Source organism: Ralstonia mojiangensis (assembly GCF_023955645.1).
Classification (GTDB): Bacteria; Pseudomonadota; Gammaproteobacteria; order Burkholderiales; family Burkholderiaceae; genus Ralstonia; species Ralstonia mojiangensis.
On the sequence record NZ_JAMXHU010000004.1, the window covers coordinates 343,785 to 357,421 of the forward strand.

11 protein-coding genes are annotated in these 13,637 nt (G+C 66.1%); 5 read left to right on the plus strand and 6 right to left on the minus strand.

All coding sequences use genetic code 11. The features are described 5' to 3' along the window. The first annotated feature begins 48 nt into the window (after window positions 1-48). Window positions 49-483: an HIT family protein gene (locus NG898_RS18125; RefSeq protein WP_252693746.1), complete on the plus strand. Its 435-nt coding sequence runs from the start codon at window positions 49-51 to the stop codon at window positions 481-483. A gap of 9 nt (window positions 484-492) precedes the next feature. Here the strand turns inward: NG898_RS18125 and NG898_RS18130 are convergent, their stop codons facing one another. The 4 genes from NG898_RS18130 to NG898_RS18145 all read right to left on the minus strand — a co-directional run bounded on the left by NG898_RS18130 (window position 493) and on the right by NG898_RS18145 (window position 6,487). After that, the gene (locus NG898_RS18130; protein WP_252693747.1) at window positions 493-3,672 is read right to left on the minus strand and encodes an efflux RND transporter permease subunit; all 3,180 of its coding nucleotides are present in this window, start codon (window positions 3,670-3,672) and stop codon (window positions 493-495) included. A gap of 11 nt (window positions 3,673-3,683) precedes the next feature. After that, on the minus strand, window positions 3,684-4,874 hold the full coding sequence (locus NG898_RS18135; protein ID WP_252693748.1) for an efflux RND transporter periplasmic adaptor subunit: 1,191 nt from the start codon (window positions 4,872-4,874) through the stop codon (window positions 3,684-3,686). A 24-nt stretch (window positions 4,875-4,898) separates the two neighbouring features. Next, window positions 4,899-6,032 carry a TolC family protein gene (locus tag NG898_RS18140; protein WP_252693749.1) on the minus strand — a complete coding sequence of 378 codons (1,134 nt, stop codon included), beginning with the start codon at window positions 6,030-6,032 and terminating at the stop codon, window positions 4,899-4,901. A gap of 137 nt (window positions 6,033-6,169) precedes the next feature. Continuing rightward, complete coding sequence (locus NG898_RS18145; protein ID WP_252693750.1) at window positions 6,170-6,487, minus strand: hypothetical protein; 318 nt, start codon at window positions 6,485-6,487, stop codon at window positions 6,170-6,172. A gap of 189 nt (window positions 6,488-6,676) precedes the next feature. Between NG898_RS18145 and NG898_RS18150 the strand changes: the two genes are divergently transcribed. Both NG898_RS18150 and NG898_RS18155 read left to right on the plus strand, forming a co-directional pair. Then, the gene (locus tag NG898_RS18150) at window positions 6,677-7,351 is read left to right on the plus strand and encodes a heavy metal response regulator transcription factor (RefSeq protein ID WP_252693751.1); all 675 of its coding nucleotides are present in this window, start codon (window positions 6,677-6,679) and stop codon (window positions 7,349-7,351) included. Further along, window positions 7,351-8,781 carry a heavy metal sensor histidine kinase gene (locus NG898_RS18155; RefSeq protein ID WP_252693752.1) on the plus strand — a complete coding sequence of 477 codons (1,431 nt, stop codon included), beginning with the start codon at window positions 7,351-7,353 and terminating at the stop codon, window positions 8,779-8,781. The genes NG898_RS18150 and NG898_RS18155 overlap by 1 nt, the downstream gene beginning before the upstream one ends. Window positions 8,782-8,789: 8 nt before the next feature. On the opposite strand, the gene NG898_RS18160 is transcribed toward NG898_RS18155, so the two are convergent. Next, window positions 8,790-9,152, minus strand: a complete 363-nt coding sequence (locus NG898_RS18160) for a DUF2917 domain-containing protein (protein WP_252693753.1) — start codon at window positions 9,150-9,152, stop codon at window positions 8,790-8,792. 252 nt (window positions 9,153-9,404) lie between these two features. Here NG898_RS18160 and NG898_RS18165 point away from each other — a divergent pair, with 252 nt between their 5' ends. Further along, the gene (locus NG898_RS18165) at window positions 9,405-10,361 is read left to right on the plus strand and encodes a TauD/TfdA dioxygenase family protein (RefSeq protein WP_252693754.1); all 957 of its coding nucleotides are present in this window, start codon (window positions 9,405-9,407) and stop codon (window positions 10,359-10,361) included. 10 nt (window positions 10,362-10,371) lie between these two features. Here NG898_RS18165 and NG898_RS18170 read toward each other — a convergent pair whose 3' ends face one another. Next, window positions 10,372-11,886, minus strand: a complete 1,515-nt coding sequence (locus NG898_RS18170; protein WP_252693755.1) for a M20 family peptidase — start codon at window positions 11,884-11,886, stop codon at window positions 10,372-10,374. 303 nt (window positions 11,887-12,189) lie between these two features. Here NG898_RS18170 and NG898_RS18175 point away from each other — a divergent pair, with 303 nt between their 5' ends. Next, window positions 12,190-13,608: an aminotransferase-like domain-containing protein gene (locus tag NG898_RS18175; protein WP_024977656.1), complete on the plus strand. Its 1,419-nt coding sequence runs from the start codon at window positions 12,190-12,192 to the stop codon at window positions 13,606-13,608. Window positions 13,609-13,637: the final 29 nt, after the last annotated feature.

Below are 13,637 nucleotides of genomic sequence, written 5' to 3' on the forward strand. Positions count from 1 at the left end.
CTTTCGCGCAGCGCTTTCCCGTGCATTTCCCGCTTATTGGAGACACCCATGCCTGACGCGACTTACGACAACCAGAATATCTTCGCCAAGATCCTGCGCGGCGAGCTGCCCTGCATCAAGGTGTACGAAGACGACCACACGCTTGCCTTCATGGACATCATGCCGCAGGCCGACGGCCACGTGCTGGTGTTGCCCAAGGAAGGCGCGGCAGAGCTGTTCGACCTGTCCGATGACGCTGCATCGGCCGCCATCCGCACCACGCGCAAGCTGGCGCGCGCCGTGCGTGCTGCGTTCACGCCGCCGGGCATCGCGGTCTTCCAGCTCAATGGCAGCGCTGCCGGCCAGACGGTGCCGCACGTGCACTTTCACGTGCTGCCGCGCTACAGCGATACCCCGCTGCAACCGCACGCCCGGGTGCAGGCCGACAGCGACAAGCTGAAGGCCCACGCAGACAAGATCATCGCCGCACTGCAAGCCGAATAAGCGCCGCCGTTACGGCGCAGCAGACGGCACTGCCGAATCTGCCTGCGCCGTGGCGCCCGCCCGTCCATCCCCCCGTCGATAGGCAAGCCGATACAGCACCGGCAACACCAGCAGCGTCAGCGCCGTCGACGACAGAATCCCGCCGATCACCACCGTCGCCAGCGGACGCTGCACTTCCGCGCCCGTGCCGGTTGCCAGCGCCATCGGCACGAAGCCGAGCGACGCCACCAGCGCGGTCATCAACACCGGGCGCAAGCGTGTGAGCGCGCCCTCACGCACCGCCGCGTCGACCGACTTGCCGTTCTCTCGCAGGCTGCGGATAAAGCTCAGCATCACCAGCCCGTTGAGCACCGCCACGCCCGACAGCGCGATGAAGCCCACCGCCGCTGAAATCGACAGCGGAATACCGCGCAACGCCAGCGCCAGAATGCCGCCCGACAGCGCGAACGGAATACCGGAGAACACCAGCAAACCGTCCTTCAGGTTGCCGAACATCATGAACAGCAGCGTGAGCACCATGCCCAGCGCCAGCGGCACCACGACCTGCAGGCGCTCGGTGGCCGACTGCAACTGTTCGAACTGCCCGCCCCACGCCATCCAGTAACCGGCCGGCAGACGCACCTGCGCATCGAGCACCGCCTGCGCTTCTTCGACGAACGAGGCGATGTCGCGCCCACGCACATTTGCGCTGACGACGATGCGGCGCTTGCCGTCTTCGCGGCTGACCTGGTTGGGGCCGGTGACTTCGTTGAGCGTGGCCACATCGGACAGGGGCACGTAGCCCTGGCCATTGGGTAACGCCAGCGGCAAGCGGCCCAGGGCAGCCGGGTCGCTGCGTGAGGTTTCTGGCAGGCGCACGACAATGCCGAAACGACGGTCGCCCTGGAACACCATGCCCGCGTCCTTGCCGCCGATGGCAGCGGACACCGTGTCCTGTATCGCGCCGATGGAGAGGCCGTAGCGCGCAGCCTTGTCACGATCGATGTCGACGTTCAGGAAAGGCAGTCCGCCGGTCTGTTCGATCCTCACCTCGGTGGCGCCGGCCAGCTTGCCGAGCTGCGCGGCAATGATCCTAGCCTGCGCCTCAAGCACGCCCATGTCATCGCCGAAAAGCTTGACAGCCACGTCGCTGCGCACGCCCGAGATCAGCTCGTTGAAGCGCAGCTGAATCGGCTGCGAGAACTCGTACGCATTGCCGGGCAGTGCTTCCACCGTGGCACGAATGTCGGCGAGCAACTGATCCCGGTTGCGGCGTTTTCCGTCGGGGCCAGCGGGCCAGTCGCGCTCTGACTTGAGCATGATGTAGCCGTCGGAGATGCTGGGCGGCATCACGTCGGTCGCGACTTCGGCCGTGCCGGTGCGCGCGAAGACACGCTCGATCTCGGGAAACTTCGCCTTCAGCGCGCGCTCGATCTGCATCTGCATGTCCAGAGATTGCGCTAGGCCCGTGCCCGGCACGCGCATGGCCTGGATGGAGAAATCGCCCTCGTTCAGGTTCGGGACGAACTCCGCACCCAGGCGCGTGGCTGCCACCAGCGAGACCGAAACAGCCACCGCTGCAAACGTCAGCACCACGGCCGGCGCGGCCAAGACACGCTCGAGCAACGGCGCGTACATGCGGCGCGCCCAGCCCATCAAGCGGTTCTCCTTCTCGGCGACGCGCTCGCCAATGAACAAGGCCACGGCAGCCGGCACAAACGTGATGGAGAGAATCATGGCCGCAGCCAGCGCCAGCACCACCGTGATCGCCATCGGGTGGAACATCTTCCCTTCCACTCCCGAGAGCGCAAAGATCGGCAGGTACACCACCATGATGATGAGCTGGCCATACAGCAACGGGCGGCGCGCTTCGCGGGCGGCTTCAAACACCTCGTCGAAGCGCTCGGCGCGCGTGAGCGGTCGGCCGCGTAATTCCTGCGCATGCGCAAGGCGCCGCACGCAGTTCTCGACGATCACCACGGCGCCGTCGACGATGATGCCGAAGTCCAGCGCACCCAAACTCATCAGGTTGGCGCTCACTTTGGCCGACACCATGCCGCTGAACGTCATCAGCATCGACAAGGGAATCACCAGCGCGGTCAGCACCGCTGCACGCAGGTTGCCCAGGAAGAGGAACAGCACGGCCATGACCAGAATGGCGCCTTCCAGCAGGTTCTTCTTGACCGTCGCGATGGCCTTGTCGACGAGCACCGTGCGGTCGTACACCGACTCGACGCGAATGCCCGCCGGCAGCGTCTTGCGAATCTCCTGCATGCGCTTGTCCACGGCCTGCGAGACGGTGCGACTGTTCTCGCCCATCAACAGAAACGCCGTGCCGAGCACCACCTCGCGCCCATTGCTGGTGGCGGCGCCCGTGCGCAGTTCGCTGCCACTTTCGATGCTGGCGACGTCACGCAAGCGCACCGGCGTGCCGTTGGGGCTGGCGAGCACGACGTTGCCGATGTCGGCTGCATCGCGCAACTGGCCGGGCGCACGCACGAGGTATTGCTCGCCCTTGCGCTCGATATAGCCAGCGCCGACGTTGGCGTTGTTGCGGTCAAGCGCGGTCACCACATCGGCCAGCGTGAGCTTGTATGACGCCAGGCGTTCGGGGCTCGTCGCCACCAGAAATTCCTTGGCAAAACCGCCGATGGTGTTGACCTCCGTCACGCCCGGCACATTGCGGATCTGCGGGCGGATCACCCAGTCCTGCAGCTCGCGCAAGTCGGCGGGGGTGTAAACGGTGCCGTCGGGCTTGCGCGCGTTGGCATCGGCTTCCACGGTCCACATGTAGATTTCGCCGAGGCCGGTGGAGACCGGCCCCATGCTCGGCGAAATGCCATCGGGCAACTGCTCCTTTGCGGCCTGCAGACGTTCGCTCACCAACTGGCGCGCGAAGTAGATGTCGGTGCCCTCCTTGAAGATCACCGTCACCTGCGACAGGCCGTAGCGCGACAGCGAGCGCGTCTGCTCCAGCTTGGGCAAGCCGGCCATGGCGGTTTCCAGCGCATAGGTGATGCGCTGTTCGGTCTCCAGCGGCGAATAGCCCGGTGCGGGCGTATTGATCTGCACCTGCACGTTGGTGATGTCGGGCACGGCGTCGATCGACAGACGCGTATAGCTGTACGCGCCGAATGCGGCGGCCGCCAGCACGGCCAGCAGCACCAGCCAGCGCTGTCCAATGACGGTACGCAAGAGGCGTTCAAACATGTCGCCTCCTTTTAGTGGCCGTGGTCGGCGGACTTGCCGGCTTCGGCCTTCAGCACGTAGCTGTTGGTAGCCGCGTAGCGCGTGCCGGCGGGAAGCCCTTCGAGGATTTCCGTCCAGGTGCCGTCGGTGCGGCCCGTTTTGACCGGGCGCACTTCAAAGCCGGCGGGCACCGGCACAAACACTGATGGTTTCTCATCGACGGTCTGCACGGCATCGGCGCGCACGGCCACGGGCACCTGCACGCGCCCCGATTCGACCGACACGTTGACGAACATGCCGGGCCGCCAGGCGAGCTTCGGGTTGTCGAGCGTGACGCGGGCGGGCGCGGTGCGGGTCTGTTCGCCCAGCAATGTGCCAACGTAAGAGACCTTGCCTTTCACGGCGGTGTCCGTGGCCGTGGCGCGCACGATGGCGGCAGCGTTGGTGGTGACCGCTTCCAGGTCCTTGGCGGTGACGGAAAAGTCCGCCCACACGGTGCGCAGGTCCGCCACGGTAAAGACAGCTGTCTCCGCCTGCACGGCCTCACCTTGCGACAGGTGCTTGGCGACCACCACGCCATCAAACGGCGCACGCAGCTCGAAGCGATTCAACGCCGACCCGGCCGGCGCGGCACCAATGGCCGTCAGCTTCTGGCGGGCGTTGTCCGCCGCAATACGCGCTTCCTGCAGCGACGTGCGCGCCTGCTGGTAATCCTGTTCGGCGGCGATGCCCTGCTCCCAGAGGCGCTTTTCGCGTGCGTGTGTTTCCTGCGCGAGCGCAAGGCGTTGCTGGGCCGCCTGCAGTTCGCTGCGCTGATCCGACAGCGCGGGACTGGAGAGCACGGCCAGCAGTTGGCCGCGGGTCACACGCTGGCCCAGTTCCACCGCCACCTTCTCGGCCACACCGGCCACGCGCGGCACCACGTGCGCGGTGCGGTCTTCGTTCAGGCGGATCTCGCCGGGCAGGACAACCTCCGTTCGCAACTCGGTCGCCCCTGCGGTGTCCACACCGATCTTTGCATTGGCGATGGCCTCCGCCGTCATGGCAAGCGTCTCGGCGTGGGGTGCCTCGGCTTGCTCTGTGGCGGCGGGTGCGGGTGCTGCCTCAGCCTCGGACGTCGCAGTCTGGCGCGCGCCCATGCCGAACCACAGCCCGGCAGCGGCCAGCGCGCCGAGCACGACGATGAGCGCGATGGCGCGCCGTTGTTGCGGTGGAAGTGTCATGTCTGCAGAAAGAGAAAGGCCGCGCTACTGGCCGAGGATGCGATCGATGCCGGCTGCCGCCTGATGCGCGCGAGACAGCGCAGCCAGGTATTGCGCGCGCGCCTGGAACAGCGTGCGCTGGGCGTCCAGCACATCGAGAAAATTGAACTTGCCGGCATCAAAGCCGATGCGTGCAGCGTCATACGCGCGCTGCGCGCCGGGCAACACGTCTTGCCGCAGCGACTGCACGGCGTCGCGCGCCGCGTCGAGCCGCGCCACGTCCTGCGCCAGCGTGGCGTTCTGTTCAAGCTGCAGGGCGCGGTAGTCTTCAAACGCCTTGTCGGCCAGACGCTGCGCCTCGAGCTGGCTGCCCTGGTTGCGATCAAACAACGGCAGTGGCACGGCAATGCCGAGCACCGCCATGTTGTTGTTCGCGGCGCTGTCGCGCTTGGCGCCCACCGTGAGCATTACGTCGGGCACGCGCTTGCTACGCTCCACGTTGGCGAGTGCCTGGCGGCGGTCGATCTCCAGACGGGCGCGGATGGCGCGGGGCGTGTTTTCCAACGTGCCGGTGGCCTGACGCGCTTCGGGCGGCACGACGGGCAGCGTCTCTGCGCTCCCGTCGGCTTCGGGCGCGGCAGAAGGCGCGCCCCAGAAGGCCGCCAAGGCGCGCTGGGCGACCAGCAACTCAGCATTCGCGTCACGCAGCTCGATGGCGGCACTGGCACGGGCCACGCCGGCCTTGGTCTGCTCCACGGGCGACACCTTGCCTGCCTGAACGCGACGCGCGGCAGCGGATTCGGCCTGGGCGGCCAACGCATCCGACGCCTGCGCGAGCGCCAGGCGCTCCTGGGCGATCACCAAGTCGAAGAAGGCCCGCGCGACATCCGCGCGCAACTCGGCCTGCAGCACGGCAGCATCCTGCGCGGTGGCGTCTCGTGCCACTTCTGCGGCGCGTGTGCGGGCCCCGCGCTTGCCGCCCAGTTCCAACGGAATATTCAGTTGCGCCGTCATCGTGGCGCGGTCGCGGCGGACGTCTTCCGTCGTGAAGGCCGCTTCCGGATTGCGCAGGCGGCGGGCCTGGTCGAGTGCACCTTCACTGGCGGCCACCTCATAGCCGGCAGCGGCCAATGCCGGGTGTGATTGCACCGCGCGCTCAACGGCTTGCTGCAACGTCACGCGTTCAGATGCCGCAACCGCAGACGCCCCTGGCATAGAAAGGGCCACCGGAGCGACGGGGTCAGTCGCCGCAGCGGTGGCCAACGGGGCAGCCAAAAGACACATGAGGGCTGCCCCGACGGACTGGACACGGCGCATTACGCAATCGCGCCGTCGGTGTACGGATCCGGGCTGCGCGGGGTGCTCAGGCCGCCATCGGTGTAAGGGTCACGCGCGCCAACGCGGGCGTCGAGCACCGTTTGCGCGGCGCCGTCTGTGTACGGATCACGCGTGCCGGTCCGGGCACCATCGGTGTACGGGTCACGGGCACCGGCCTTGGCCAGCGGCGCGAGCATCGACTTGGCTTGCGGAGCGCAGCAGGCATCGTGATTGCCTTGCGCGGCCACGGCCGTGCCGGTTGCCAGCATTGCGGCCAGTGCAGCCAGGGGAAGCACACGTTGGAATCGAATCGCCATGAGAATCTCCTTCAAAAGGCCTGACACCAGCAAACAGGGAGGGGGCGATGTCAGTGGAGCCAGTCTAGGGAGCGGTGCACCACGCGGGCATGACTCGAAGATGACAAACTTGTCATCTTTGTGCCCCGGCCTGAGGTTTTGGCATATCGTGGCGGCATTGGCGGATACACCAGCGCGCCACTTTTCACCATGCGACTGCTCATTGTTGAAGACGAGCCCAAAGCGGGCGATTACTTGCTCAAGGGCCTGACGGAATCCGGCTTTGTGGCCGACCTCGCCCGCACCGGCCCCGAGGGTCTTTTCCAGGCCATGGAGCATGACTACGACCTGATCGTGCTCGACGTCATGCTGCCCGGCATGGACGGCTGGCAGGTGCTGCAGGAACTGCGCCGTCGCAAGAGCACGCCGGTGCTGTGCCTGACCGCCCGCGACGAACTGGCCGACCGCCTGAAGGGCCTGGAACTGGGCGCAGACGATTACCTCGTCAAACCCTTCGCCTTTGCCGAACTGGTGGCGCGCGTGCGCACCATCCTGCGGCGCGGCCCGTTGCGTGAAAGCGAGATCCTCGAAATTGCCGACCTGACCATCGACACGATCAAGCGCCGCGTGACACGCGCGGGCCAGCGCATCGACCTGACCGCCAAGGAATACGCGCTGCTGCATCTGCTGGCGCGGCGCGCGGGCGAGGTGCTCTCGCGCTCGCTGATCGCCTCGCAGGTGTGGGATGTGAACTTCGACAGCAACACCAATGTGGTCGACGTGTCGATCCGGCGTCTGCGCGCCAAGGTGGACGATCCGTTCGAGCACAAGCTGATCCACACCTTGCGCGGCATGGGCTACGTGCTGGACGCGGTGGGCCGTTAATGGCGTCGCTCACTGGTTCGCTCATGCGCTGGCCCGCATCGCTTGCGGGCAGGCTCGTGCTGGCGTTTGTGGTGGTGGCGTCGGTCACGCTCACAGCAGCTGGCACGTATCTGTACTTCGCGCTCAACGCTCAGCTGCGCGCGACCGACGATGCCATGCTGCTCGGAAAGATCGCCCAGCTACGCCACCTGGCCAGTGAGGCATCCAGCGCCGACGATCTGGTGCGTACCGCGCACCGCTATACCGATGTGGTGTCGGGCCACGATGGGCTGATCCTGCGTATTGCCACGCCGGAAGGCCGCACCCTTGTGGAGGTGAACCCCGAAGGAGAACAGGTGAAGATGCCGCCTGTGATTGGGGCTGCGGTAACGCCGTCAGAGTCCTCCGTACACACATGGACTTCGATGACCGGCATGGCATCGCGCGCCGTGGCCGCGGAGGCATGGTTGGGTCAGAACAACAGGAACGTCATCGTGCTGGTGGCGCAGGATGGCGACAGCCGTGCAGCATTGCTGACCCAGTACCAGCGCCACATCGTGTTTGCCGTACTTGGCGGCGTGGCTGCGGTGGCGCTGCTGAGCCTGCTGCTCGTGCGCGGGACGCTGCGCGGGTTGGCACGCATCGGCAGTCAGGCAGCGGCCGTGGTGCCGAGCCAGCTCGACACGCGCCTCACGCTGCAGGGTGCGCCGCGCGAGTTGGCCGACTTGCTGGCATCGCTCAACGCCATGCTCACGCGCCTGCAGGATGGCTTTGCGCGGCTCTCGCAGTTCTCGGCAGACCTGGCGCATGATTTCCGCACGCCGCTGGCCAATCTGGTGGGCCAGACTGAAGTCACGCTCGCACACCCGCGCACAGGCGAGGAATACCGCAGCGTGCTCGAATCCAACCTGGAGGAATACGCGCGCCTGTCGCACATGATCGAAGACATGCTGTTCCTGGCACGCGCCGACCATGCGCGCGTGGCGCTGTCCATCGAGGCGCTGGATGCGCGGCACGAGGTGCAGGTGCTGGTCGATTACTTCGAGGCGGTGGCCGCCGATCGCGACATCGCCATCGAGGTGCACGGCGATGCGCAACTACGCGCCGATGCCACGTTGCTGCGCCGGGCGATCAACAACCTGCTCGACAACGCGCTGCGTCACACGCCCACCGGCGAGCGCGTCGACGTGACGATCGAGACAGCGCCGCAGGGGATCGCAATCGCCGTGCACAACCCAGGGCCGGGCATTCCGCCGACCGCGCTGCCGCTACTGTTCGAGCGGTTCTACCGGGGCGACCCCTCGCGGGCGCAGTCCGGTGCGCAATCAAGCCAGTCGACCGGGTTGGGGCTAGCCATCGTCAAAACCATCATGGACCTGCACGGCGGTAGCGTGCAGGCCAGCAGCCCGCCGGGTGGGCGGACCGAGTTCCGGCTTGTGTTTCCTGCTTGACGCAAGGCTTAGGTGCCGATCCGCAGTGCCGATGGCGTACGCGCGGCATCCTGCCCGTCGTCGCGCAGAATCTGCCGATATGCCGCCACGACCATCGAGCCGATAAAACGCAGCAGGCGGCGCGGCGCATTGATGTCTTCCGTCACCGCAAAGCGGGCCGGCGTACCCTCGATCGGTTCACCGGACAGCCAGAAACGCACGCCCGCCGGCACGTCGATCGACTGGCCGGGCTTGAGCCAGATGTCTTGGCGCTGATGCTCTTGCGTGACCCACAACAGCCCGGCTTGCGCGGCGATGGTTTGGGCCCGTGCCGACCGCCAGCTCACCGGCACGCCCGGCCGGTCCAGTTCGAAGATTCTGATTTCGCGCATGGTTGAGACTCCTGTGCCGGGGTTCGTGGTGGATTTTTATGGGGACTGCTGATCGGCACGGTTCCATCTTGCGCGGCAGATCAAACCGTTGACATGAACAGTTGCGAACAGTTTGGCTGAACTGTTCAGCATCTTTCGCGAACAGTTCATCGGCGTGACCGACAGAACTGCATTTGGATATGTCAAACCGTTCGTTCTCGGCCGAGCGCGGGCTGGCTAGCATGGTCCATCGCCATTCCCGCCGGAGCCGCCATGCCAGCCGATCACAACACCGCCATCGACACCACGTTCGGCACCCTGCGCGTACGCCGCGTGGCAGGGCATATCGGCGGGGAGGTGCTCGACCTCAAGCTCGGCGCCGAGTTGACGGAAGACACGTTCGCGAGCCTGTATGCGGCGCTGCTCAAATACAAGGTGTTGTTCTTTCGCGACCAGCAGCAGTTGGACGATGACCGGCATCAGGCCTTCGGTAAGCGCTTTGGCCGCATCGTCGCCCACCCGACCGTGCCCGCGCCCACCGGCACGCAGCTGTTTGAACTCGACGCATCAAAGGGCGGCGGCCGTGCCGACTCGTGGCACACCGACGTGACGTTTCTCGATGCGTTTCCGAAGGTATCGATCCTGCGCGCGGTGACGATTCCTGCTTACGGCGGCGACACGGTCTGGGCCAACACCGCCCGCGCCTATGAGCAGTTGCCCGACCCGCTCAAGCAGCTTGCCGAGCAGCTCTGGGCCGTGCACACCAACGATTACGACTACGGTGCCGAGCGCACGCAGATCGACAGCGCACGCCTGCGGCATCACCGCGATGTGTTTACCGCCTCGGTGTATGAAGCCTCGCACCCCGTGGTACACGTGCACCCGGAGACCAGCGAACGCGCCCTGCTGCTCGGGCATTTCGTCAAACGCTTCACGGGCCTGACGGGAAGCGAATCGACGCGGCTGTTCGAACTGCTGCAGAACCGCGTAACGCGGCTGGACAACACCGTGCGCTGGCAATGGCGCCAGCATGACGTCGCCATCTGGGACAACCGCGCCACGCAGCACTACGCCATCAACGATTACGGCAACCAGCCGCGCCTGGTACGCCGCGTGACCGTGCACGGCGACACGGCCATCTCAGTGGACGGCAGCCGCAGCACGCAACTGCGCCGCCCTGAAGCCACCAACGACCCGCACATCGACACGCTGGTGGCCAACGCCCACTGACCCACTGATATCAAGCCCCGGCCGCCTGCTGCACCAGCCGGTGGTAGAACCGGATCAGCTCCACCAGATTGGCCTCGGTGATCCGCTCGTTGGTGCCGTGAAAGCGCGGCAAGTCTTCGGGCTTGGCGCGCACCGGCGAGAACCGATACACATGGTCGGCAATCTCGATCATGTGGCGCGAATCCGTCGCACCTATCATCAGCCCGGGTGCCACGACCGTGCCCGGGAACAGCTCGCGCACCGTCTTGTTGATCAACTGATACGACGCCGACTGCGTGGGCGACACTGGCGAGGCCTCGCTCGAACCGGGCAGCCGGCTCAGTTCGAACTTGCCGTGGGGCGCTGCCGCCTTGGCGGCATCTTCCACGTGCGCGGTGACGGAGGCGATGGTGTCGCCGGGCAGCAGGCGGAAGTTGACCGTGGCCTCGGCGCGGCCGGGCAGCACGTTGTCCTTGTTGCCGGCCTGCACGATGGTCAGCGCAGTCGCGGTGCGCAGCATGGCGTTGGAGCTGCCTGACGCCTCCAGTTGCTTCTGCACCAGCGGCCCGAACAGCCACAGATTCGACAGTGCCACGCGGCTGAAACCCTGCATCTCGGGCGCCAGCGTTGCAAACATCTCCTGCGCAACACCGCGAATGCCGGCAGGCAATTGATCGTCATCCAGCCGCTTGAGCGTGGCGCTCATCATGGCGATGGCGCTCTGCCCATGCGGAGGCGGCATCGACGAATGCCCCGGCGTGGCCCCCACCTTGAGTTGCACGGAGAGAAAGCCCTTCTCTGCCACGCCGATCAGCGCCGCCGGTTTGGTGAGCCCCGGCAGCACGCCTTCGGTAATCAGCAGACCTTCGTCAATCACGAAGTCGAGACGCTCGCCGCGCGATTTGAGCAGCGCGGCGATCTGCCTGGCGCCGCGCTCGCCACCCACTTCCTCGTCGGCGCCAAAGGCCAGGTGGATGGTGCGGCGCGGCTTGAAGCCGCTGGCGGCCAGCAGCTCGATGGCCTCCATCTGCGAGATCAGGTTGCCCTTGTCGTCCCATGCACCACGGCCCCAGACCATGCCGTCTTTCACCACACCGTCGAAGGGCGGCTGGGTCCAGTCGCCCTCGGTGCCCGGGGCGATGGGCACGACGTCCTGGTGCGCCATCAGCATGATGGGCTTTAGCGACGGGTCGGAGCCCTTCCAGGTGTAGAGCAACGCAAAGTCGCCCACTTGCTCACGCTGCAGCACGGCATGCGCTTTGGGATAGCGCGCCTCGAGCATGGCGTGCAACTGGCGGAACTGGTCGGCGTTCAGTTGCGCATCGGTCGCGCTCGACACGGTGCGTGCGCGTACGGCTTCGGCCAAGTGCGCCGCAGCGGCTGGGCCATCTACTGCGACCGGCGTGACAGCGGGTACATCGAGCTGGCGCGAGCTGTGCCGCCACGTGTTGAACGCCACGAAAGCGGCCACCAACACCACAACCGCAATGACCAGGCGCAACAGCCGCCCCACGACGGTTCCACGGCGTTTGAACGACGTACGCATCTGTCTCCTCTCCTTTGAAGGTGCATGGCCTTCGCCCGATTTATATGCGCCGGGCGTAAGGCGCCAGTATCGCCGGAGTCGCTTGTGTTCGGTGGGCTTCCGAATGCGGCCTCAAAACGCGCGAAAGAATGGCCCGGCTCCCCCTTTTTACGGAGCCAGCCCGGCGCATCGTCCCGAGGAGAATGCGGCCCGCCGCGTGATAATCCGCACCGCCCCGTTCTGGCGTGTTTGGCTACAATGCCTGAACAGTACTGAACAGTCACGTGCATCTGTTCAGCAGCATCCAGACAAGCCTTCGCGCCCATGAAACTCCTCATCGATGCCACCACCCGCGTGCCGATTGCCGACCAGATCGTGGCCGGCGTGCAGGCGTGGATCCGCGACAACGACGTGCGCCCCGGCGCCAAGCTGCCGTCGATCCGGCAACTGGCGGCCGATTACGGCATCAGCCGCTTCCCGGTGATCGAGGCGTACGACCGATTGGTCTCGCTGGGCCTGCTGGATTCGCGCCACGGCTCCGGCTTCTATGTGGCCGAGAGCAACCTGACCGGGCGCGACGGGCGCGGCTGGTCAGACCCGCGCCGGGCAGAGGCCGAGTCCAAACACATCTTCGAGCAGTTCAGTTACCCCGATGGCATGCTCAAGCTCGGCGGCGGCTTCGTGCCGGCCGACTGGCGCGATGTCGACGGCCTGACGCAGGCTATCCGCCAGGTCTCTCGCACCGACACACACGCGGTGATCGACTACTCCTCGCCACTGGGCAACATGGCGCTGCGCCATCAGGTCATGATGCGGGCACGCCAGCTTGGCATCCAGGCGGAACTGCCCAATGTGTTGATCACCGCCGGCACAAGCCAGGCGATCGATCTTGTGATGCGCCACCTGCTCAAACCCGGTGACACGGTGTTTGTGGAAGACCCCGGCTATTACACCGTGTTCGGCCTGCTGCGGTTGCATGGTGTGAAGCTGGTCGGCATTCCGCGCCGCAGCGACGGGCCCGACGTGGAAGTTACCGAAGCGATGCTGCGCGAGCACCGCCCCAAGCTGTTCTTCATCAACAGCGTGCTGCAGAACCCCACCGGCTCGGTCGTGTCGCCGCCGGTCGCGTTTCGGCTGCTTGAGCTGGCACGGCGCCACGGCTTCACGTTTCTGGAAGACGACATCTTTGCCGACCTGCAGGCCGATCCCACCGCGCGGCTGGCAACGCTGGACCAACTCGACCAAGTGATCTACGTGGGCGGGTTTTCCAAGACGGTGTCGGCGTCGCTGCCGGTGGGTTACCTGATTGCCAAGCGTGAGCTGGTGCACGACCTGACCAACGTGAAGATGCTCACGAGCGTGGGCGGCTCGCGTTTTGCCGAAGCCGTGGTGAGCACGCTGCTGGAGCGCGGCGCCTATCGCAAATATGTGGAGCGGCTTCGCCAGCGCGCGGGTGACTCCGTCATCGCGTCGCTCGATGTGCTGGCCGACGCCGGCTGGGAGGTGTTTCACCATCCGTCGGGTGGCAACTTCCTGTGGGCGCGGGTGCCGCATGTGGAGGATTCGCGCGATCTGGCGGCCACCGCAGAGAAGCACGGCGTGACGTTGGCGCCCGGACACTACTTCCGCCCGAATCTGGAGGTATCTCCGTGGGTGCGCATCAATAGCGCGTACGCAACGGAGCCGCGTGCGGTGGCCTTCCTGCAGGAGGCAGGCAAACGGGCCACCCGCAAGCGCGCATAGACGCGGCGCTGGCATGACGGTTGCGGCAG

Excerpts from the sequence above, each read along its gene's own strand:
- NG898_RS18125 (WP_252693746.1), top strand. The coding sequence starts at position 49 with ATGCCTGACGCGACTTACGACAACCAGAATATCTTCGCCAAGATCCTG.
- NG898_RS18130 (WP_252693747.1), bottom strand. The coding sequence starts at position 3,672 with ATGTTTGAACGCCTCTTGCGTACCGTCATTGGACAGCGCTGGCTGGTG.
- NG898_RS18135 (WP_252693748.1), bottom strand. The coding sequence starts at position 4,874 with ATGACACTTCCACCGCAACAACGGCGCGCCATCGCGCTCATCGTCGTG.
- NG898_RS18145 (WP_252693750.1), bottom strand. The coding sequence starts at position 6,487 with ATGGCGATTCGATTCCAACGTGTGCTTCCCCTGGCTGCACTGGCCGCA.
- NG898_RS18150 (WP_252693751.1), top strand. The coding sequence starts at position 6,677 with ATGCGACTGCTCATTGTTGAAGACGAGCCCAAAGCGGGCGATTACTTG.
- NG898_RS18155 (WP_252693752.1), top strand. The coding sequence starts at position 7,351 with ATGGCGTCGCTCACTGGTTCGCTCATGCGCTGGCCCGCATCGCTTGCG.
- NG898_RS18160 (WP_252693753.1), bottom strand. The coding sequence starts at position 9,152 with ATGCGCGAAATCAGAATCTTCGAACTGGACCGGCCGGGCGTGCCGGTG.
- NG898_RS18165 (WP_252693754.1), top strand. The coding sequence starts at position 9,405 with ATGCCAGCCGATCACAACACCGCCATCGACACCACGTTCGGCACCCTG.
- NG898_RS18170 (WP_252693755.1), bottom strand. The coding sequence starts at position 11,886 with ATGCGTACGTCGTTCAAACGCCGTGGAACCGTCGTGGGGCGGCTGTTG.
- NG898_RS18175 (WP_024977656.1), top strand. The coding sequence starts at position 12,190 with ATGAAACTCCTCATCGATGCCACCACCCGCGTGCCGATTGCCGACCAG.